The 21,109-nt window shown below is 66.7% G+C and carries 19 protein-coding genes; 9 read left to right on the top strand and 10 right to left on the bottom strand.

What is annotated here, in order from left to right:
* Positions 1 to 342: 342 nt before the first annotated feature.
* Together FS787_RS17075 and FS787_RS17070 are read right to left on the bottom strand one after the other, a co-directional pair.
* Positions 343 to 1,785: a PhoH family protein gene (locus FS787_RS17075; protein WP_144674300.1), complete on the bottom strand. Its 1,443-nt coding sequence runs from the start codon at positions 1,783 to 1,785 to the stop codon at positions 343 to 345.
* 233 nt (positions 1,786 to 2,018) lie between these two features.
* Positions 2,019 to 2,780 (bottom strand): isoprenyl transferase, encoded by a 762-nt coding sequence (locus tag FS787_RS17070; RefSeq protein ID WP_144674498.1) that lies wholly within the window; start codon positions 2,778 to 2,780, stop codon positions 2,019 to 2,021.
* 214 nt (positions 2,781 to 2,994) lie between these two features.
* Here FS787_RS17070 and FS787_RS17065 point away from each other — a divergent pair, with 214 nt between their 5' ends.
* Positions 2,995 to 3,657: a hemolysin III family protein gene (locus FS787_RS17065; protein ID WP_186329238.1), complete on the top strand. Its 663-nt coding sequence runs from the start codon at positions 2,995 to 2,997 to the stop codon at positions 3,655 to 3,657.
* A gap of 161 nt (positions 3,658 to 3,818) precedes the next feature.
* Here FS787_RS17065 and FS787_RS17060 read toward each other — a convergent pair whose 3' ends face one another.
* Together FS787_RS17060 and mca are read right to left on the bottom strand one after the other, a co-directional pair.
* A complete protein-coding gene (locus FS787_RS17060; RefSeq protein ID WP_144674298.1) occupies positions 3,819 to 4,145 on the bottom strand; it encodes a hypothetical protein in 327 nt (108 codons plus the stop codon).
* Positions 4,146 to 4,256: 111 nt separating this feature from the next.
* Positions 4,257 to 5,162, bottom strand: a complete 906-nt coding sequence (gene mca / locus FS787_RS17055) for a mycothiol conjugate amidase Mca (RefSeq protein ID WP_144674296.1) — start codon at positions 5,160 to 5,162, stop codon at positions 4,257 to 4,259.
* Positions 5,163 to 5,299: 137 nt separating this feature from the next.
* Here mca and FS787_RS17050 point away from each other — a divergent pair, with 137 nt between their 5' ends.
* Both FS787_RS17050 and greA read left to right on the top strand, forming a co-directional pair.
* On the top strand, positions 5,300 to 5,758 hold the full coding sequence (locus FS787_RS17050; RefSeq protein ID WP_144674294.1) for a DUF4307 domain-containing protein: 459 nt from the start codon (positions 5,300 to 5,302) through the stop codon (positions 5,756 to 5,758).
* A gap of 194 nt (positions 5,759 to 5,952) precedes the next feature.
* Positions 5,953 to 6,447, top strand: coding sequence for a transcription elongation factor GreA (gene greA, locus FS787_RS17045; protein ID WP_056433100.1), 495 nt, complete (start codon positions 5,953 to 5,955; stop codon positions 6,445 to 6,447).
* A 107-nt stretch (positions 6,448 to 6,554) separates the two neighbouring features.
* Here greA and FS787_RS17040 read toward each other — a convergent pair whose 3' ends face one another.
* The 4 genes from FS787_RS17040 to FS787_RS17025 form a co-directional block, all read right to left on the bottom strand.
* The gene (locus tag FS787_RS17040) at positions 6,555 to 7,178 is read right to left on the bottom strand and encodes a rhomboid family intramembrane serine protease (protein ID WP_144674293.1); all 624 of its coding nucleotides are present in this window, start codon (positions 7,176 to 7,178) and stop codon (positions 6,555 to 6,557) included.
* Positions 7,179 to 7,187: 9 nt separating this feature from the next.
* A complete protein-coding gene (gene ilvA / locus FS787_RS17035) occupies positions 7,188 to 8,426 on the bottom strand; it encodes a threonine ammonia-lyase (protein ID WP_144674290.1) in 1,239 nt (412 codons plus the stop codon).
* 140 nt (positions 8,427 to 8,566) lie between these two features.
* Positions 8,567 to 9,811: an AI-2E family transporter gene (locus tag FS787_RS17030; RefSeq protein WP_144674288.1), complete on the bottom strand. Its 1,245-nt coding sequence runs from the start codon at positions 9,809 to 9,811 to the stop codon at positions 8,567 to 8,569.
* Positions 9,812 to 9,885: 74 nt separating this feature from the next.
* Entirely contained in the window at positions 9,886 to 10,872 is a 987-nt protein-coding gene (locus tag FS787_RS17025) for an aldose 1-epimerase family protein (RefSeq protein WP_144674286.1), read from the bottom strand.
* A gap of 88 nt (positions 10,873 to 10,960) precedes the next feature.
* Here FS787_RS17025 and galK point away from each other — a divergent pair, with 88 nt between their 5' ends.
* Both galK and FS787_RS17015 read left to right on the top strand, forming a co-directional pair.
* Entirely contained in the window at positions 10,961 to 12,121 is a 1,161-nt protein-coding gene (gene galK, locus FS787_RS17020) for a galactokinase (RefSeq protein ID WP_144674284.1), read from the top strand.
* A 20-nt stretch (positions 12,122 to 12,141) separates the two neighbouring features.
* Positions 12,142 to 13,380 carry an acetyl-CoA C-acetyltransferase gene (locus FS787_RS17015; RefSeq protein WP_144674282.1) on the top strand — a complete coding sequence of 413 codons (1,239 nt, stop codon included), beginning with the start codon at positions 12,142 to 12,144 and terminating at the stop codon, positions 13,378 to 13,380.
* A 167-nt stretch (positions 13,381 to 13,547) separates the two neighbouring features.
* On the opposite strand, the gene FS787_RS17010 is transcribed toward FS787_RS17015, so the two are convergent.
* Positions 13,548 to 14,489 (bottom strand): Bax inhibitor-1/YccA family protein, encoded by a 942-nt coding sequence (locus tag FS787_RS17010; protein WP_144674280.1) that lies wholly within the window; start codon positions 14,487 to 14,489, stop codon positions 13,548 to 13,550.
* Between the two features lie 520 nt (positions 14,490 to 15,009).
* On the opposite strand from FS787_RS17010, the gene FS787_RS17005 reads away from it, so the two are divergent.
* Genes FS787_RS17005 through FS787_RS16990 form a run of 4 tightly spaced genes read left to right on the top strand, consistent with a single transcriptional unit; the run spans position 15,010 to position 19,132 of the window.
* Positions 15,010 to 16,293: a branched-chain amino acid ABC transporter permease gene (locus tag FS787_RS17005; RefSeq protein ID WP_144674278.1), complete on the top strand. Its 1,284-nt coding sequence runs from the start codon at positions 15,010 to 15,012 to the stop codon at positions 16,291 to 16,293.
* Positions 16,294 to 16,302: 9 nt separating this feature from the next.
* The gene (locus FS787_RS17000) at positions 16,303 to 17,271 is read left to right on the top strand and encodes a branched-chain amino acid ABC transporter permease (protein ID WP_056433086.1); all 969 of its coding nucleotides are present in this window, start codon (positions 16,303 to 16,305) and stop codon (positions 17,269 to 17,271) included.
* Positions 17,268 to 18,362: an ABC transporter ATP-binding protein gene (locus FS787_RS16995; RefSeq protein ID WP_144674276.1), complete on the top strand. Its 1,095-nt coding sequence runs from the start codon at positions 17,268 to 17,270 to the stop codon at positions 18,360 to 18,362. The genes FS787_RS17000 and FS787_RS16995 overlap by 4 nt, the downstream gene beginning before the upstream one ends.
* Positions 18,359 to 19,132 carry an ABC transporter ATP-binding protein gene (locus FS787_RS16990; RefSeq protein ID WP_144674273.1) on the top strand — a complete coding sequence of 258 codons (774 nt, stop codon included), beginning with the start codon at positions 18,359 to 18,361 and terminating at the stop codon, positions 19,130 to 19,132. The genes FS787_RS16995 and FS787_RS16990 overlap by 4 nt, the downstream gene beginning before the upstream one ends.
* Positions 19,133 to 19,564: 432 nt before the next feature.
* Here the strand turns inward: FS787_RS16990 and FS787_RS16985 are convergent, their stop codons facing one another.
* A complete protein-coding gene (locus FS787_RS16985) occupies positions 19,565 to 20,917 on the bottom strand; it encodes an ABC transporter substrate-binding protein (protein ID WP_144674271.1) in 1,353 nt (450 codons plus the stop codon).
* Positions 20,918 to 21,109: the final 192 nt, after the last annotated feature.

Below are 21,109 nucleotides of genomic sequence, written 5' to 3'. Positions count from 1 at the left end.
AAGTGGGGGCGTCCGGCAAGCGGGTCCACGGCGCCCCGCCGTCGCTTAGACACCTCCCGCCGCTTCACTGCGGTCGCTGGGCGACCTCCGCTTCGCTCTGGTCGGCGATGCGCTCCTCAGCGGGACACCGCGGACCCGCGAAGGTGACCCCCGCGAGGAGCAAACCGGACGCACGCGCCGGACCGCGGTTCTTCGCAGAGGAGCGCATCGCGGCGCTTGAGGTCCCGAAGGTCGCCCAGCGACCGAAGCGGGCCACAAGTGACGTGTCTAAGCGACGGCGAAGGGCCGCGGCCCGGCAAACGGACCACGGCCCCTCACGAAGGCGAGAACGAAGAACCCGACTTAGATCTCCGCCCCCTCGAGCAAATCCGTCACGAGCGCCGCGATCGGCGAGCGCTCCGAACGGGTGAGCGTGACGTGGCCGAAGAGCGGATGCCCCTTGAGCGTCTCGACGACGGCGGCAACGCCGTCGTGCCGGCCGACCCGGAGGTTGTCGCGCTGGGCGACGTCGTGGGTCAGGACGATCTTCGAGTTCTGTCCGATCCGGCTCATCACCGTGAGCAGGACGTTCTTCTCGAGCGACTGGGCCTCGTCCACAATCACGAAGGCGTCGTGCAGGGACCGGCCGCGGATGTGGGTCAGCGGCATCACCTCGAGCATTCCCCGGTCCATAACCTCCTCCACGACCTCCTGGCTGACCAACGCGCCGAGCGTGTCGAAGACCGCCTGCGCCCAAGGGTTCATTTTCTCCGCCTCGGATCCCGGCAGGTAGCCGAGCTCCTGGCCGCCCACCGCGTAGAGCGGCCGGAAGACGATCACCTTGCGGTGTTCCCGGCGCTCCAGGACGGCTTCGAGGCCGGCGCACAGGGCCAGCGCGGACTTGCCCGTGCCCGCGCGTCCGCCCAGGGACACAATGCCCACGGAGGGGTCCATCAGCAGGTCGATCGCCAGCCGCTGCTCGGCCGAACGTCCGTGCAGCCCGAACACGTCACGGTCACCCTTGACCAGGCGGACCTGCTTGTCGGCGCCCACCCGGCCCAGCGCTGATCCCCGCTGGGAGAGGATCACCAGGCCGGTGTTCGTCGGCAACTCGGCCGCTTCCGGGATGAAGACCGGCTCGTGGCCGTAAAGGGTTGACACTTCCTCCTCAGTGGCGTCGATTTCCGCGACGCCGGTCCAGCCCGAGTCCTTGACCAGTTCGTTGCGGTACTCGTCGGCCTGGAGCCCCATGGCCGAGGCCTTGACGCGCATCGGAAGGTCCTTGGAAACCACCGTGACGTCGCGGCCCTCGTTGGCGAGGTTCTTGGCGACCGCGAGGATCCGGCTGTCGTTGTCCCCGCCGCGGAAGCCGGCCGGAAGCACCTCGGCGGAGATGTGGTTCAACTCCACCATCAACGTGCCGCCGTCGTGGCCAAGCGGGATGGGGCGGTCCAGTCCCTCATGCTCCACCCGCAGGTCATCGAGGAGCCTGAGCGCCTTGCGGGCGAAGTAGCCCAGCTCGGGGTCGTGCCGTTTGCCCTCGAGTTCAGTGATGACAACGATCGGCAGGATCACTTCATGCTCCGCGAACCGCAACAGTGCCCTCGGGTCCGAGAGCAGCACCGAGGTGTCGATCACGAAGCTGCGGCCCGGTTCCTTGCTTGCTGTCCCTTCCCCGGAAACAGCAAGACCGGCTGCGGCGTTACTGCCCGCTGCACCGGTCTTTGAGGTGGCTCGCTTGGCGCGAGAGGTAGCTTTCTGTCCCTGGTCGGTCACGACGTCGGGCAGTTGTTCAGAAATAGCCACATCGACTCCAGCCCCGGGGCACATGCCCGGAATTGTTATGGGTGAGGCGGCTCGGCCAGGAGGCCGGACGCGGCCTCCCATACACCCGGTGCGAACTTCCGCTCCATGTACTGGCCTCCCCGATCAGCCGGCGGTTTGCCTGCTGATGGGATTAACGTACGTCCGGGCTGCGGCGTTTCCGCGGCCATTTATCGGCGATTCCTGTTGCCATTGCATGAACAGCGGTTGACGCTTCAGGAGCCGTAGCGGCGCTGCCTGCCGGCGTAGTCGCGGAGGGCCCGGAGGAAGTCCACTTTCCGGAAGGCAGGCCACAGGGCTTCGCAGAAATAAAACTCGCTGTACGCGCTTTGCCACATCAGGAAACCGGAGAGCCGCTGCTCCCCGGAGGTGCGGATCACAAGGTCCGGGTCGGGCTGGCCGCGGGTGTAGAGGAAACGTGAGATGTCGTCGACGCTCAGCTCGTCGGCGAGTTTCCCGATGTCCGCATCGCGCGCGACGGCGTCGTGCAGCAGTTCGCGGACGGCGTCGACAATTTCGCGGCGTCCGCCGTAGCCGACGGCGACATTGACGTGCAGCTTTTCGTGCGCGGGCGTGCGGGCCGTGAGTTTGTTCAGCCGCTCGGCGAGGTAGTCCGGCAGCAGTTCCGGGGCGCCCATGGCGTGGACCGAGATCTCTGCGTCCTCGTCCAGCCGGTCCAGGGTGTTGGCGATGATGCCCATAAGCAGGTCAAGCTCCTCGCCGGAGCGGTTCATGTTGTCCGTGGAGAGCATGTACAGGGTGACAACGTTGACTCCAAGTTCCTGGCACCAGCCGAGGAACTCGTGGATCTTGTCGGCCCCGGCTTGATGGCCCTGGCTGGTGGGCGCGTTGAACTGCCGCGCCCAGCGGCGGTTGCCGTCCACCATCACCCCGATGTGCTTTGGAATACGCTCCGGGTCCAGGGAACGCTGGAGTTTGCGCTCATAGAAGCCATAGAGGAATCCGGGCATTTCCATCCGGAGATTCACCTGGCTTCCTTGAAGTACGACTGTTGTGCACATCCTAGGCTACCCGCCGGAGCGCCGGCCGGGGCCCAGGGACGCCGGCATTCCTGTTGAACGCCTGTGTTACTCGCGGGTAACTTACTGGACCGTAGGTTATTATGGCGGCATGGAAAGCTACACCCCCGAGCCCCGGCCGGAGCAGCCTGCGGACCGCAAAACCGGGCCGATGGACGACGCGGCGGTCCGGCTGGCGGAACTCCTGATGATCAAGCCGAAATGGCGCGGCTGGATCCACACCGTGACTGCCCCCCTGGCCCTGGCCGCCGGCCTGGTGCTGGTGATCCTGGCGCCGACGCCGGACCTGAAGATCGCCTGCGCCATCTACGCCTTCACCGGGGTGCTGCTTTTCGGCGTCAGCGCCATCTACCACCGCGGGAACTGGTCCCCCGGCGTCAAAATCGTACTGAAGCGACTGGACCACACGAACATCATGCTGGTGATCGCCGGAAGCTACACGCCGCTGGCCTGGGCCCTCCTGGACCGGCCCAAAGCCGAACTGCTGCTCTGGGTGATCTGGTCCGGGGCCATCCTGGGCGTGTTGTTCCGCCTGCTGTGGACCGACGCCCCGCGCTGGCTGTATGTGCCGATCTACATCGCCCTGGGCTGCGGCGCGTTGTTCTACCTGCCGGAATTCTTTGCCGCCAACGTGGCCTCCGCCGTCCTAATTTGCGTCGGGGGCGCCCTCTACATCACCGGTGCCGTCTTTTACGCGCTGAAGAAGCCGAACATCAGCTACTCACACTTCGGCTTCCACGAGCTGTTCCACGCCCTGACGGTGTTTGCTTTCGCTGCGCACTACATCGCGATTTCCATCGCCGTCCTGAGCTGATGCCGCCGGGCCAGGGCTGACGCGCCCGCCCTCGCGGATTTTCCCCACCTTTGCGGCAGCAGCGCCGCCACGCCCCGCCGGTTTGCCCGTCGGCCCGGCCCGACCCTCCGGCGCCGGCTGCAAAGCTGGGGATTTTCGGCGTCGAAGACCGGTGCCGCCCGTCAGCGGTTTCCGGGCCCGGCCTCGCCGTTGGCTTCCGGACGGCTGCCGGGCTGGCCGGCGTCGTACGGGAGGTCGGACTGGGCACCCGGTGTTTGCGGAGCATCGTCGGCAGCAGCGCGTTCTTCCTCTACCTGGGCCCGGTAACGGACCCGCCGGATGCGCCGCACCATGTCCACAATCAGCAGGGCCGTCAGCACCACGATGAAGGCGGTCAGGAGGAAACCCAGCAGGCCGGGGGTCACCTGGTCCTGGGACAGTCCGGGGCGCAGCGATGGCGTGGGGGCCGGCGCCGGAGTGGTTGCCAGGGCGAGGAGCAAGGAGTGCACGGTGGGGACCTTCTATGGGACTGGATGGCGGTCCGGCGGAGACTGGCCGCCGGGCTGCGTTGAACTGTTTCCACAACGTCTTCTACACGTCATAGAAATGGCTTGTCGGGTCTATCTTAGCCCGGCGAAGAAGTCCTTCTCCGGCAGGTCGGCCGGGACCCTGGACTGGATCAGCGAGTAATCCTCCCAGGGCCACACCCGGCGCTGCATCGCCGGGGAGACCGCAAAGAAGAAGCCCTCAGGGTCCACCTGGGTGCGGTGCGCCCGCAGGGCGTCATCGCGGGCCTCGAAGTAGTCCCCGCACTCGATCTGCGTGGTGGTGGCGTGGGTGGGCGCCGGCGGGGTGTGGCCTTCCGCGTCAGCTTCCAGCCAGGCCGCGATCCGCTCGGCGTACGGGGACTGTAGCCCGGATTCCTCCAGCGCAAAATGCAGGGCACGGAACCGCTCGGGGCTGAAGGCCCGGTCGTAGTAGAGCTTGCTGGGAGCCCACGGCTCGCCGGTCCCCGGGTAGCGGGCCGGATCCCCCGCGGCCTCGAAGGCCTCGACGGCGACGCGGTGCGCCATGATGTGGTCCGGGTGCGGGTACCCGCCGTTCTCGTCGTAGCTCAGGATGACCTGGGGCTTGAATTCGCGGACCAGCCGGACCAGCGGCGCGGCGGCCCGTTCCAGCGGCAGCGTCGCGAAGGAGCCTGCCGGCAGCGGAGGCAACGGGTCGCCTTCCGGCAGCCCGGAATCCACAAAGCCGAGCCAGCGCTGGCGGATGCCCAGTACCTTGGCGGCCTGCTCCATCTCGAGCCGGCGCGCGCCGGCCATGTCGCGCTTGGGGTGCGGTTCCCCCTCCACTGCCGGGTTCTGGATGTCACCACGGGAACCGTCGGTGCAGGTGGCCACCAGGACCTCGACGCCGGCCGCGGCGTACATGGCCATTGTGGCGGCGCCCTTGCTGGATTCGTCGTCGGGATGAGCATGGACAGCCAACAGTCGAAGCGGCGCTGACGGGCTGGTGGACGCTGTCATCGTGGGACGGCTCCTCTTTCATCTACGGGGTTCATCTTGGGGTAAGGATCTTCAGGCAGGTCTTGAGGCAGGCCTTCAGGCAGGGGTATCCGGCCGGACCGGCGGACACCCCTCCCGATCCACACTAAACTGGACTGGTGACTTCCAAGGATCAGCCTGCCGCGCCCGCCCCGGCACCTCCCAGCCTAGCCAATCGTTACGGCGGCCAAAAGCGAACGCTGAGCGGCAAGGCCAAACGCACCATCCTGGTCCTCGCCCTGGCAGCCGGAATGGCCTTTATGGCCTGGATCTCGACGTCGAACGCGACGGAGAGCATCACCTTCAAGGACATCGGTTACAGCACGCCGGACGCCACAATGGCGGAGATCGATTTCCAGGTCACCAAGGACCCGGCCACCGCGGCCAAGTGCTCGGTCAAGGCGCTGGATTCCAAGTTCGCCGTTGTCGGCTGGAAGGTGGTGGACATCGCCCCCAACGCCGCCGACGCCGGTTCCGACGGCGGCCGCACCACGGCCCACCGGGCCACGGTGCGCACCGAGTCCCAGGCCGTGTCCGGCGTCGTCGACAGCTGCTGGATCCCCGACGCCGGCAACTAGCCGCGCGGCAGCGAGTTGGCCGCCGGCCGCCCGCCGGCCGTAACGCGGTGTGATACACGCCGCAGGGTTCTTTGGTTTATCCACAGGATTGACTACAATGGATCAATACCTTTCCCCCGCTGAGCTGGTTGCTGAGTCCCAAAAGTGGCCACCGTGGCGGGGTCTTTGCTTGTTTGACCATAAAGGAGAAGTCCGTGTCTACCACCAACAGCGCAACTGCAGCTTGGCTCACCCAGGAAGCTTTTGACCGCCTGAAGGCAGAGCTGGACCACCTCTCCGGCCCCGGCCGGGCGGAAATCGTTCAGAAGATCGAGGCCGCGCGCCAGGAAGGCGACCTCAAGGAGAACGGCGGCTACCACGCGGCCAAAGAGGAACAGGGCAAGATCGAAGCCCGCATCCGCCAGCTGACCGCGCTGCTCCGGGACGCCCACGTCGGCGAATCCCCGGCCGACGACGGAATCGTCGAGCCCGGAATGATTGTTGTGGCCAAGATCGCCGGCGACGAGGAAACCTTCCTGCTCGGCTCCCGGGAGATTGCCGGCGACTCGGATCTGGACGTCTTCAGCGAGAAGTCACCGCTGGGTGCCGCCATCGTCGGCCACAAGGAGGGCGACAAGCTCAGCTACACCGCCCCGAACGGCAAGGACATCACGGTGGAAATCGTCTCCGCCAAGCCGTACGCCGGCTAGAACCGTTTTTCTGCACCGCAGCGCACGACGCCGGTCCTCCCCTAGCGGGAGGGCCGGCGTCGTCCGTTGTGGCACAGTTTGTTGTGGCACCGTTTGTAGCGGCGGCGCTACTGCCTGATGCGCGGCCGCCCTGCCCGCGGGACGCTCAGGAGCAGGGCGGCGAGCACGCCGCCGACGGCCCCGCCGAGGTGCGCCTGCCAGGAAACGTAGCCCGCCACCGTGGGCAGGATCCCGAACAGGATCCCTCCGTAGGTCAGGAACAGCACCACGGACAGCAGGATCTGCCACCAGTTGCGGTTGAAGAAGCCACGCACCAGCAGGAACGCGAAGAGGCCAAACACCAGACCGGATGCCCCCACGGTGACGTTGTATCCGCCGATCAGCCACACCACGGCCCCGGAGACCAGCCAGCTCAGTGCCAGGGTTGTGAAGAACACGCGGGTCCCGGACAGCAGCACCAGGAAGCCGAAGATGATCAGCGGCAGCGTGTTGGAGAACAGGTGCGCCAGGTTGGCGTGCAGCAAAGGGAACGTCAGGATGTCCAGGAACCCGTCGAGGCTGCGCGGCCGCAGGCCGAACGTGCCGTTGAGCGAACGGAGCATCAGCGTGTTGATGATCTCGATGACGTACAGCACCAGGACAAACACTCCCACCACCAGCAGTCCCTTGCGGGCGCGCGCGGCGGTGGTATCGGCGGCGCGCGGCCTGCCGTTCCGGGTGGAGTCAAGCATCGCTGCCCCCTAGTGCACCACAATCGGCTGGAAGCCTTCGGCCCGGAGCGCCGCGAGGACCTTTTCGCAGTGTTCGTGGCCCTTCGTCTCCAGGTTCACGGTAATGGACACATCGCCCATGCTGATCGAGCCGCCCACACGGGTGTGGTCCAGCCCTGTGACGTTGGCGTCGTTTTCGGCGATGATCCGGGCGATCGTGGCCAGTGAGCCGGGACGGTCGTCCAGCATCATGCGCACGGTCATGTACCGGCCCGCGGCGGAGAGGCCGCGCTGGATGACCTTGAGCATCAGCATCGGGTCGATGTTGCCGCCGGAGAGCACCACGGCGACGGTTCCCGGGTTTTCGATCTTGCCTTCCATCAGCGCCGCGACGCCCACCGCCCCGGCCGGCTCGACCACCATCTTGGCGCGTTCCAGCAGGAAGATGAGCGCCCGTGCCAGGGCGTCCTCGCTGACGGTCACGACGTCGTCGACGAGTTCCCGGATGATGCTGAAAGGAAGCTGGCCGGGCCGGCCGACGGCGATGCCGTCGGCCATGGTGGAGACGCGTTTGAGCGGCACCAGGGCGTCCGCGGCGAGGGAGGGCGGGTACGCGGCCGCGTTCTCGGCCTGGACGCCGATGATCCGGATCTCCCGGCCCAGTTCCTTGGCCCTGGCCTTCACGGCCACCGCCACTCCGGCGAGGAGCCCGCCGCCGCCGACGCCCATCAGGATGGTGTCGACATACGGGACCTGTTCCAGGATTTCCAGTCCCACCGTGCCCTGGCCGGCAACGACGTCGACGTCGTCGAACGGGTGGACAAAAACGGCGCCGGTCTCGTCCGCATAGCGCTTCGCTTCGGCGAGGGCCTCATCCACGTTGTGGCCGTGAAGCACCACCTCGGCCCCGTGGCTGCGGGTGGCGGCGAGTTTGGGCAGGGCGACGCCCAGCGGCATATAGATCCGGGCTTTGATGCCCAGGCTCTTGGCCGCGACGGCCACACCCTGGGCGTGATTTCCGGCGGACGCGGCCACGACGCCGCGCTTCTTCTCCTCCGGCGAGAGTTTGGCCATCCGGACGTAGGCGCCGCGGACCTTGAAGGACCCGGCCCGCTGCAGGTTTTCGCACTTCAGGAAGACCTCGCCGCCCACCATGCCGCCCAGGGCACGGGAGGATTCAACCGGCGTCCGCGTAATAATCCCGTCGAGCAGCTTCTGCGCCTCCAGGACATCGTCCAGCGTGACGGGCAGGCTCTCAAGGGTGTTCACGAACTAGTCTCCTTTTTCGGATCAGTCTTCGGATCAGGGTGTGGGTCCGGCGCCCCGTCCGGCATCGCTGCCCGGGGAACCGAGGTCGGGTGCGGCACCATCGCTGCGGCCGGAGGCTACGCCCGACAACCGGACATCCCTCACGGGTTTTCCGCGCCGGACGCGGGGTCAGAAGTGTCCTGGTGGCCCCAGGCGGCCGGCGCACTTTCATGTTCCCACGTTCTGCCGGCAATGTAGCGAATCGACGAGTTTGCTACGGCCAGGATGGGAACGGAGAACAGGGCTCCGGGAATGCCGGCCAGGTAGGACCCGGCGGCGACGGCCAGGATGACGGCCACCGGGTGAAGCGAGACGGCCTTGCCCATGACCAGCGGCTGGAGGATGTGGCTCTCCAGCTGCTGGACCAGCAGGACGATCCCCAGCATGATCAGCGCGTTGACCCAGCCGTTGGCAACAAGGGCCAGCAGGACGGCGACGGCACCGGTCACGAGGGCACCGACGATCGGGATGAAGGAACCGAGGAACACGAGCACACCCAGCGGCAGCGCCAGGGGCACGCCGATGATCGCCGCGCCCACGCCGATCCCGACAGCGTCCACAAAAGCGACGACCATCTGGATCCGAACGTAGCTCACCATCGAGGTCCAACCCACCCGTCCGGCTCCGTCGGCGGCCGCCCGCGCCTTCCGGGGCAACAGCCGTACCAGGAAGGTCCAGATGCGTTCTCCTTCCAGCAGGAAGAAGATCAGGATGAACAGCGCCAGGATCATTCCGGCTGCGAAATGTCCGGCGGTGCTGCCGAAGGACAGCGCACCGCTGAGAATGCTGCTGCTGTTGTTCTGCAGCGCCTCGGTGCCCTCCTTCAGGTACTGGTCGATCTGGGCCGCGGAGAGGTGCAGGGGCCCGTCCGCAAGCCAGACCTGGATTTTCTGGATCCCGGTCAGCGCCTCACTCCATAGCTCGGCGAAGCCGGCTACGAGCTGCCGGCCGACGAGGGCCAGTGCCGCGCCGACCACCCCCAGGAAGCCGAGGACGGTGATGGCGACCGCGAGGCCGTTGGGAACCCGGTTCCGACGGAGCCAGTTCTTCACCGGCGCCAGCAGCCCGGCCAGCAGCGCGGCAACCATGACCGGAATCAGCAGGAAGCTGACCCTGCTGAGCAACCACACCAGGGCGCCGGCCATAAGAATGATGAGTCCCAGGCGCCAGGACCACGACGCCGCGATCCGCACGCCGTACGGGATGTCCTGATCGATTTCCCGGTCCGTGACAGCCCGCCCTCCGGCGGAGACTCCGGCGGGGATTCTGGCGGCGGCTGAAGGACTGGCGGCGGCACGGGCTTCGTCGGGATGGTCTCGCGGGGCGGCCGGGTCAGCTGGGGTCATAGCCCCATGATTCACCAGCCCTCCCCTGATGGGAAACTCGGATGGGAAACCCGGATAGGAAACCCTGCCGTTCCTCAGGGCTCAAGGGTCGCGCTGATCCCCCACGTCATGGCGAACCGCTCGCCCGGAGGGAGCCAACGGAGGCCGTCGCCGCTGTTGAAGGCGTTGGCCGGGCCGGTCATCGGCTCGATCGCCACCGCCTTGGTCCTGCCCGGGAACTCCGTGGTGACGAAGACGTGGACGTAGCCGCAGTTCGCGTCCTGCCAGAGGCTCACGCTGCGCCCGTCAGGAGCGCTCAGCGTGTGGCGGGCAATGCCAGCGTCGAACGCCAGGTCGGTGTAGGCGGAATCGAGGTCCAGATCGGCCACCCGCTGCCCGGCACGGAGGTCGAAGTCGCCGCTCACGGGTTCCATGCCGCGCGGGATCAGGCGCTGGTCCGTCACCAGCCTGGTGCCGGCGCCGACCGTGACGGTGAGCTCCTCGCTGGGCACGTCCCCCAGCCGGAGGTAGGGATGGGCGCCGAGGACGAACGGCGCCGGTTCCTGGGAATCGTTGACCAGCTCCTGCCGGACCACCAGGCCCAGGTCGGGGGCCAGTTCGTAGCGCACCCGGTGGCGCAGCAGGAAGGGATACCCGTGCTGCGGGAACACGGCCGATTCGAGGGTGACCGAGAATTCGGATTCGTCCACCAGTTCATAGGAAGCGTTGCGCAGCAGTCCGTGGCTGGCGTTGTTGCGGGACACCTCGGTGATGTCCAGCTGCTGCTTCTTGCCGTTGAGGTACCAGACGCCGTCCTCCACGCGGTTGGCCCACGGCGCCAGCGTGATGCCGGCGGCGCCCGGCGAAATCTCGCCGTCCCCGTAGCTCTCCGTCAGTGCCGTGCCGCCGCGGCTGTACAGCCGCAGCCCGGCGGCCAGTTCAGTGACGACGGCGAGGGCGTCACCGCGCCGCAGCTCATACTGCCGGCCGGTGGCGTAGCGCCGGGCGGAAGAGTCCGGGTCGGGGCTGTCGCTGAAGTTGTCGTGGGGGGATTCCGGGGAAGCGGGGCTCTGCTGGTCCATGGTCACCACCGTACCCAGCCGCGTGCCGCGGCGTATACCGTGGATCCATGACGCGCCATTCCAGGACCGCCACCGCAGCCGGTGCGGCATGACGCCGCGCCCCGATGCCGGGCAGCTGGCCGCCAGGTTTCAGTCCGTCTTCGGCGCTGCGCCGGACGGGGTGTGGCAGGCGCCCGGCCGCGTCAACCTGATCGGCGAGCACACTGACTACAACGAGGGCTTCGTGCTGCCGTTTGCGATCGACAGGACCGCCCGCGTGGCGGTCCGCCGGCGAGCGGACTCCACCATCAGGCTGCTGTCCACCTTCGGGAACCAGGGACTGACCACGGTCGACGCCGGGTCCTTCAGCCGGGCCACGGCGAGGGGCTGGACCAAGTATCCGCTGGGGGTCCTGTGGGCGCTGCAGCAGCGGGGACTCCCCGTGGGCGGACTGGACCTGCTGCTGGACTCCGACGTTCCGCGCGGCGCCGGCCTGTCCTCCTCCCACGCGATCGAGTGCGCCGTCATTACGGCGGTCAACGAGCTCGCCGCGGCGGGCCTCGATACCCGGGACATGGTCCTGGCGACCCAGCGCGCGGAAAATGATTTCGTCGGCGCCCCCACCGGCATCATGGACCAGTCAGCGTCCCTGCGCGGGGCGGCCGGTCATGCCCTCTTCCTCGACTGCCGCAGCCAGGACCTCCGGCTGGTGCCGTTCGACGCCGACAGCGCCGGGCTGGTGACGCTGGTGATTGACACGAAGGTGTCGCATTCCCACGCCGGCGGCGGCTACGCCTCCCGGCGCGCCTCCTGCGAACAGGGTGCCGGGATCCTGGGGGTGACGGCGCTGCGCGACGTCGGCCCGGGCGGCCTGGACGCGGCGGCCGGCCTCCTGGACCCGGAGACATTCCGCCGGGTGCGGCACGTGGTGACGGAGAATGAACGGGTCCTGCAGACGGTCGACGTCTTGGAAACCGCCGGGCCGGCGGCGATCGGACCGCTGTTGGATGCGTCCCACGCCTCACTGCGGGACGACTTCGAGATCTCCTGCCCTGAACTGGACCTCGCTGTCGAGGCTTCCCGTTCCGCTGGCGCGGTCGGCGCCAGGATGACCGGGGGCGGTTTCGGCGGTTCGGCCATCGCTCTCACCCCGGCGGCGGCCGAGCAGCAGGTGCGTGCCGCCGTCGGACGTGCCTTCGCGGCGGCCGGGTACGGGCCACCGGAGATCTTCAGCGTCCGGCCGGCGGCAGGGGCGATGCGCCTGGCATAGGCGGAGCGTAGGCTGGGCGCATGCCAGAAGCCGTCATTGTCTCCACTGCCAGAAGCCCGATCGGACGAGCCTTCAAAGGCTCGCTGAAGGATGAACGCCCCGACGACCTTGCGGCCGCCATGGTGACAGCGGCGCTGGCCCGGATTCCGTCCTTCGACGCGGCGGACGACGCCGGCCGGGGCCTGGACGATCTCTATCTGGGCTGCGCCGAGCCCAGCGGCGAGGCCGGTTCCAACATGGCCAGGGTGGTCACCATCCTGGCCGGGCTGGACAACGTCCCGGGGGCCACGATCAACCGCTTCTGCGCCTCCAGCCTGCAAACGCTCCGGATGGCCTTCCACGCCATCAAGGCCGGCGAAGGGCACGCGTTTGTGGCCGCCGGAGTTGAGGCTGTGTCCCGCTACCGCGGCTGGGCCGGGGCGGGCGAGACGGATGCCAGCACGCACAACCCGCTCTTTGACGCAGCCCGGCAGCGCACAGCCGCCAGGGCTGGGTCCAATACCCCGTGGACGGACCCGCGGCTGGGCGGCCGTATGCCGGACATTTACATCGCCATGGGCCAGACGGCCGAAAACGTTGCGACCAGCTTCGGCATCAGCCGGGCAGACCAGGACGCCTGGGCCGTGCTGAGCCAGAACCGCGCCGAGGCAGCCATTGCCTCCGGATTCTATGCCCGCGAAATCACCCCATACACCCGCAGGGACGGCACCGTGATCGACCGGGACGACTCACCGCGGGCCGGTGTCACCCTGGAGTCGGTCAGCGCCCTGCAGCCGGTCTTCCGTACCGAGGGGACCGTCACCGCAGGGAACGCCTGCCCGCTGAACGACGGAGCGGCCGCCGTCGTGGTGATGAGCGATTCCCGGGCGCGCGAACTCGGGCTGGAACCGCTGGCGAGGATTGTCTCCACCGGCGTCAGCGCCCTCTCCCCCGAGCTCATGGGAATGGGCCCGGTGGAGGCGACCCGGCGGGCCCTGGACCTTGCCGGGCTGGGCATCCAGGACATCGATCTTGTGGAACTCAATGAGGCCTTCGCGGTGCAGGTCGTCGCCAGTGCCAAGGAACTCGGGATCGATCATGACAAGCTCAACGTGCACGGTGGCGCCATCGCGCTGGGCCATCCTTTCGGCATGACCGGCGCCCGGATGACCACCACCCTGCTCAACGGCCTCCGGGAGCGCGATGCGACCCTGGGGCTGGCCACGTTGTGCGTCGGCGGCGGGCAGGGCATGGCCGTGGTGCTGGAGCGGCTGGGCTGAGCGGGCGCCCGCCGCCGTCGGCAAGGCTCCCACGCACCGTCAGCACCGCGCATCATCGGCGCAGCCGCCACGCAACATCACCGCCGCCACAATGGCAAAGAGGAGCCCCGCCATCCGGCGGGGCTCCTCTTGCGTGGTTATCGGGTGCCGGCAGTCAGCCGCCGGTGTTATTCGTCGCCGCGGAGGATCGCCAGGAGGCGGATGATCTCAACGTAGAGCCACACCAGGGTGACCGTGAGGCCGAAGGCCGCGGTCCAGGAGAAGCGCTGCGGGGCGCCGCTGCGGACGCCGGCTTCGATGCTGGTGAAGTCCATGATCAGCGAGAACGCGGCCAGGCCGATCGCCAGCACGCCGATGAACACGCCCAGCGGGATGCCCATGATCTCAAATTCGGTGCGCAGGCCAAACGGGGAATCGACGGCGCCGGTCCACATCATGACCATGTTGATGAGCGCGAAGACGGCGTAGCCGATAGTGGCGATCATAAAGAAGCGCATGGCCTTCGGCGTGGCCCGGACCTTGCCGTTCCGGAAGAGAACCAGGGTCACTGCGAACACGGACAGCGTGCCGATCACGGCCTGCAGACCGACGCCCGGGTACATGGCATCCAGGATGCGCGTCAGGCCACCGAGGAACAGACCCTCGAGTGCGGCGTAGGCCAGGATCAGCGCCGGCGACGGCTGCTTCTTGAAGGTGTTGACCAAGGCGAGGACGAATCCGCCCAGCGCGCCGACGATCATCAGCATGTACGCCAGGCCCTCTGCCACCACGAGGGTGACGGCGGCACCGGCAACCACGGCACCGAGGCAGGCCGCGGTCTTCATGATGACGTCGTCATAGGTCATGCGTCCCGTGTCGGCGGGGCCGGCGGCGGGCCGGTTGTACATGTCCTGGAGCTGGTCCTGGGTCATGCCCTGCTGGGCAGCGCTCCAGCCGGCCTGGCCGTCCATGACCTGGCCCGGGGCGCGGCCCGGAACCTGGCCGTACTGGCCCTGGCCGTAAGCGTTCTGGCCGTAGTGGCCCTGTCCATACGCCTGCGGGGCAGGCGGTGCCTGGGTTGCTCCACGGAAGTTCTTTCCGTTGAAGACTGGGTTTCCGCCAAGTGCCATTGCTGGTGTCCTCCAAATAAGGGGGGTGAGTATTGATCCGGTGGTGATCCGTCAGTGCTGGTAACAACACGCTACCAATTCCAACAGCTGACGTGCAGCGTTAGTTCCCGGGACGCCCCTCCCGCAACCCAACCGTGACCTGCCCGCCGCGTTCCCGCGCCCGCACGCCGCAGGCCGGCGACCGACTGTTTAGGCATACTCCGGATCAACAAAAGTTTACTTTAGGACAGGTAAAGCACCCCGCCGCCCGGGCTTCACGGTTGTTACGCGATCGCGACGTTCCGCCTGCTCGCGACGGCATTCTTTGCCCCCTGCGGGCTGTAACATAAGCCAAACAGGGTGACGGACATCACAAGCCTTACCGCTCCACCGCATCGCATCACGCACCACCTTCCGTCACCCTGACTGTTCGCAGCGGTTGCAATGGCGCAACCCACACCACCCCCATGTGGAGGTTTTCATTTTGAGAAGCACACCGAGAGGCCTGTCGCAGAGACGGCGCGGCAGACTGCTGAAAGTTGTGGGGGCTGTTTTTGCCGCCGTGGCCGCGCTACTGCTGATCGTCGCGCCGGCATCACAGGCCACGACCCCCTCTCCGACACCATCCCCGTCGGCGACCACGTTCCAGAACAGCATCAGCGGCTTCCTGCGCGGCGACGACCGCGCGCCGATCGCCGATGTCACCATCACCGCCACGAGCGGCGACTTCACCGGAACGGCGACGTCGAATGCCAACGGCTCCTGGACCATCGGGGTACCCACCCAGGGAACCTACATGGTCGAGTTGGATGAATCGACGCTCCCGGAAGGCATTCAGCTCGCCGAGGGCCAGCAGAACCCCCGCGAAGTCACCTTCAGCCAGACCTCCAACCTCTCGGTGATCTTCGCCTTCGGCGAAGGCATCGTGGTGCAGCAGCAGGATTTCGGCCAGAACCTGATCAACCGCCTCGTGGCGGGCCTGAGCTTCGGCCTTCTGCTGGCCCTTGCCTCCGTCGGCCTCTCGCTGATCTTCGGCACCACCGGCCTGACCAACTTCGCCCACGGTGAAATGGTCACCCTCGGCGCCGTCCTGGTCTTTTCCTTCAACGCCATGAACCTTCCGTTCTGGCTGGCCATCCTGCTGGCCCTGGTCGGCGGCGGTCTATTCGGCTACGTCCAGGACGCGGGCCTGTGGAAGCCGCTGCGGCGCCGCGGCACCGGCCTGGTTCCGATGATGATCGTCAGCATCGGCCTCGCGCTGGCCGTCCGCTACGTGATCCAGTTCTTCTTCGGCGGCGCCACGCAGCAGCTGCCGTTCGCCCAGAGCTCGGAGATCCAGATCGGCCCGATCTCCATCTCCCCCAACAACCTCTGGTCCCTCGTGATCAGCGCGGTGGTCATTGCCATCCTCGGCGTGGTCCTGCTCAAGACCCGGCTCGGCAAAGCCACCCGCGCGGTGGCCGACAACCCGGCACTGGCGGCGGCCTCCGGCATCGACGTCGACTCCGTCATCCGGATTGTCTGGGTCACCGGCGGCATGCTCGCGGCCCTCGGCGGCATCCTGTGGGCGTACTACCGGCCCGGTGTCACCTTCGACATGGGTTCGCAGATCCTGCTGCTCATCTTCGCCGGCGTCACGCTGGGTGGTCTCGGCACTGTGTGGGGCGCCCTGATCGGGTCCATCATTGTCGGCATCTTCGTGGAGCTGACCACCGTGTTCGGCCTCGCCGCCGACCTCAAATACGTGGGAGCACTGTTCATCATGATTATTGTCCTTCTAATCCGGCCCCAAGGCATCTTGGGCCGGCGCGAGCGCGTGGGTTAGGAGACAGCCATGGACTTCGGATTTATTTTCTCCAGCGCTGCCGGAGAACTGTTCAGCCCGACGACGGCGGCGTACGCGCTCGCGACGCTCGGCCTTGCGGTTCACTTCGGCTACGCCGGCCTGCTCAACTTCGGCCAGGCCGGCTTCATGGCGGTGGGAGCCTACGGCTTCGCCATCTCCACCCTGACGTTCGGTGTTCCGTTCTTCGTCGGCCTGCTGATCGCAGTGGTCTGCTCAGCCATCTTCGCCTTGCTGCTGGGCATTCCCACCCTCCGGCTGCGCGCCGACTACCTCGCCATCGTCACGATCGCGGCGGCGGAGATCGTCCGCTACATCGTCACCACCAACCAGCTGACCGCCATCACCGGTTCCGCCAACGGCCTGGCCGCGTTCGAAGGTGACTTCTACGCGATGAACCCGTTCCCGCCGGGTTCCTACATGGGCATGAACAACCGCGACTTCTTTATCCGGGTAGTCGCCTGGGCCGTTGTGGCCCTGTTCTGCACCCTGGTGTGGCTGCTGATGCGCAGCCCCTGGGGGCGCGTCCTCAAGGGCATCCGTGAGGACGAAAACGCCGTCCGCTCGCTTGGTAAAAACGTGTACGCCTACAAGATGCAGGCTCTGATCATCGGTGGTGTCCTCGGCGCTCTGGCAGGCATGATCTTCACCCTCCCCCGCGGCGCGGTCCAGCCGGCGAACTACGGCACCGAACTGACGTTCTTCCTCTACACCTGCCTGCTGCTCGGCGGCCTGGGCACGGTGCTGGGGCCGGTCGTCGGTGCCATGATCTTCTGGGTCGTGCTGTCCCTCACACAAGGCATCCTGTACGGCCTGATCGAATCCGGCGCCATCACCTGGCTGAACACCGTCCAGGCCGGCCAGCTGCGCTACATCCTTGTGGGTGTCGCGCTGATGCTGCTGATGATCTTCAGGCCCCAGGGTGTCCTCGGCAATAAGAAGGAGCTGGCGTTCGCATGAGCACGCAAAGCGAAGAACCCCGAGTGTCCGCAACCCCGGATTCTGAGGAGAACATCGACTACATGACGGACACGCGTCCGATCGCCGCGGGCGAGGCCGCCCCCGGCTGCAAGAAGCGCGATCCGATCGTGGTGGCTGAGAACGTCACCCGCAGCTTCGGCGGCATCAACGCCGTCGACGTCGAGTACCTCGAAATCCCGCGGCACAAGATCACCGCACTGATCGGCCCGAACGGTGCGGGCAAGACCACCTTGTTCAACCTGCTGACCGGCTTCGACACCCCCAACACGGGCAAGTGGCAATTTGAGGGCAACAGCCTCGCGGGGGTCTCCTCCTACAAGGTGGCCCGTATGGGCATGGTCCGCACGTTCCAGCTGACCAAGGTCATGGGCAAGCTCACGGTGATGGAGAACATGCGCCTCGGTGCCTCCCACCAGTCCGGCGAGCGGCTGTCCAAGGCCCTGTTCAAGGGCATCTGGGGCGGCCAGGAAAAGAAGATCACCCAGGAAGCGAACGTGCTGCTGGAGAAGTTCAAGCTGGACGCCAAGAAGGACGATTACGCGGCGTCCCTGTCCGGCGGGCAGCGCAAGCTCCTGGAAATGGCCCGCTCGCTGATGGTCCGGCCCAAGCTGGTCATGCTCGACGAGCCGATGGCAGGCGTCAACCCGGCGCTGACGCAGTCGCTGCTGGACCACATCAAGAACCTCAAGGCCGAGGGCATGACCGTGCTGTTCGTCGAGCACGACATGCACATGGTGCGGCACATCGCCGACTGGGTCGTGGTCATGGCCGAGGGCAAGATTGTGGCCGAGGGCCCGCCGGTCGAGGTCATGAAGAATCCGGCCGTGATCGACGCTTACCTGGGCGCCCATCACGACGTGGACCTCGGTGACTCGGAAGGCATCAAGGAGCTGGCCGCTGAACTGGTGGCCGATGAGGAATCGATCGTCGGCACCGAAAACGCCGGCATCATCTCGCTCGACGTCGTCGCCAGCGAAACGGATTCGCCCGCGGTCCCGGACAGCAACGGGCCGCCGCGCGGACGGCGCAGCGCCGAGGAGCCGAACCGCACAGAGAAGGACACAGAATGAGCGCCACCAGCGCGGCAGCCGCCGCCTCACCAGTCCACGACGAGGGTTCGGTTGTTAAGGTCACCAACCTGGTGGCCGGCTACATCCCGGGCGTCAACATCCTCAACGGCTGCAGCATCGAGGCCCGCAAGGGCGAGCTGATCGGCATCATCGGTCCCAACGGCGCCGGCAAGTCGACCCTGCTGAAGGCGATGTTCGGCCTGGTCAAGGTCCACTCGGGTTCCGTTGTGGTCCGCGGCCAGGACATCACCGGGCTGAAGGCCAACAAGCTCGTCAGCCGGGGCATCGGCTTTGTGCCGCAAAACAACAACGTGTTCGCCGCGTTGACCATCGAGGAAAACCTCCAGATGGGCATGTTCCAGCGGCCCAAGGACTTTGCGGAGCGCTTCGACTTCGTCACGGGCCTGTTCCCGGAACTCGGCAAGCGGCGCGCCCAGCGCGCCGGCTCGCTCTCCGGCGGCGAACGCCAGATGGTTGCAATGGGACGGGCCCTCATGATGGACCCGGCCGTGCTGCTGCTCGACGAGCCCTCCGCCGGCCTCTCCCCTGTCAAGCAGGATGAGACCTTCCTTCGGGTTCACGAAATCAACCGTGCGGGCGTTTCGGTCATCATGGTGGAACAGAACGCCCGGCGCTGCCTGCAGATCTGCGACCGCGGCTATGTCCTGGACCAGGGCAAGGACGCGTACACCGGCACCGGCCGGGAGCTCATGAAGGATCCCAAGGTCATTCAGCTGTATCTGGGCACCCTCGCCGACACCGTCGAGTAGTTTCCCGCAGCACCGCAACACCAGAGGGCCGTCACCAGCCGGTGGCGGCCCTTCTGCGTGCCCGGGCTCTTTGGGTCAGCGCTCAGCCTCCTCGGAAGCCAACGGGCGCCTCCGGGCGCCTCCGCAGCCGCTTGCTCGGCGCGTGCGCTCGTTCCTCGCGCCAACCACGGCGCTTTCACAAGCGTCTGCCTCCGTCGCCCTCAGCGTTTGTCCCACCGCACGCTTCCCCACCAGAACGACGACGGCGTAACGCGGCGCATTCTTTTGGCCGGGTCGCCGAGCCACGGAGACGGATTGCCGCCGTCGGGCAGTCCTATGCCGCTCAAGAGCCTGTTGTGCGTGACGTCCCGGCCGGTCCCAGTTTGCTCCCCCGCACGCAAAAGACCCCCGCCCGAGGGGCGGGGGTCTTTTGGTGGCTAGGGAAGGGCGGGCTTAGAGCTTGCCGAACTCTTCCTTGGATGCCTTGTAGGTGTTGTCATCCTGGAACTCGTAGATACCGACGTAGGCTTCGGTCGGGTCACCGGCGTCGGAGAACGTTACGGGGCCGGACTGGCCGTCGTAGTCGATGTCCTTACCTTCGCGGAGCAGGGTGACGCAGGTCGGGAAGTCGCTGCACTTCTCGCCGCTTTCGGAGACTGCCTTGAGCTGCTTGGCGATGTCTACGCCCTTGGTGCTCTTGGCGGCTTCGGAAGCCAGTGCGATCAGGTTGGCGGCGTCGTAGGATTCGCCTGCGTAGCTGTAGTCCTTCAGCGCGGGATCGATGGCCAGGAGCTTCTTCTTGAAGTCTTCCTTTGCGAAGGTGCCCGGGATGGTGCCCTGGGCGCCCTTCAGGGTTCCGGCCTCGAAGTCCTTGCTGTAGTCGGACATGTTGCCGTCGACGAGGAAGAGCTGCGTGGGCTTGATGCCCTTGCCCGTCATCAGCGGCACGATGCTCTTGGCCTGGTCAAAGGTGATCAGGGCGATGGCATCCGGCTTCGCGGCGATGACCTTGTCCACCTGGCTGCTGAACTGGGAATCGCCTTCGTTGAAGAGTTCCTCAGCGACAACCTGGCCGCCGGCTGCCTCGAACGCCGACTTCACGTTCTTCGCGAGGCCGGTGCCGTAAGCGTCGTTCAGTACGATCATGCCAACGGTCTGGGCGCCACATGTGGCCATGTAGTTGCCGAGGACCTTGCCCTGGAGCACGTCCGAGGGAGCAGTGCGCCAGTAGAGGCCCTTGTCGTCCCAGTCGGTGAAGTCCGGCGAAGTGTTCGCCGGGGAGAACTGGATGACGCCTGCGCCGGTGATCTGGTTGATCACGGTCTTGGACACGCCGGAGGATGCGGCACCGATGATGGCGCCGACGCCCTGGCCCAGCAGGGCCGTGGTGGACTGGGTGGCGATGTCGGTCTTGGTGTCGCCGGAGTCGCGGTGGATGACCTCTACCGGCTTACCCAGCACACCGCCGGCTGCGTTGATTTCCTTGATGCCAAGGTTGACACCCGCGATTTCGGGCGGGCCGAGGAAGGCCAGCGACCCGGTGGTCGGCAGGAGCGAGCCGATCTTCAGCGGGGTGTCAGTGGTGGTGGTGGAAGCGGGAACCTGCCCGGTGTTGGTCGCCGCCGAAGTTCCGGCGCCAGCGTCAGCGCTGGGTGCCGGGCAGGCGATGCCCGCGGCGTTGGCGGAGGCGGATTCGGTCGACGTCGGGGTGGACGAGCCACCACAAGCCGTAGCCAGAAGGGCGACGCCGATGCTAAGCGCGGTCAGCTTAGCGACGCGGGGCGCCACCTGGGGGAGTGAAGTCATTTACAATCTCCTCGATCTAAAGGTGCGAACGGCCTTTGATGCGAATGATCAGGTGTTCCTGATTTAACTTCAAGCTAGTGCAATTCCGGCCCGATCCAAAGTGACTACGGTCACATCCTTATAACACTCGTTGCATAGAGGAAATCAGAGCACCGGACGCGACTTCCAGCCAACTCCGAAACCGATACAGGT

The sequence above is a fragment of the Arthrobacter sp. U41 genome (assembly GCF_007679325.1).
Taxonomy (GTDB): Bacteria; Actinomycetota; Actinomycetes; order Actinomycetales; family Micrococcaceae; genus Arthrobacter.
Note: the sequence above shows the minus strand (reverse complement) of the source record. Positions and strands in the feature narration are given on the sequence as shown.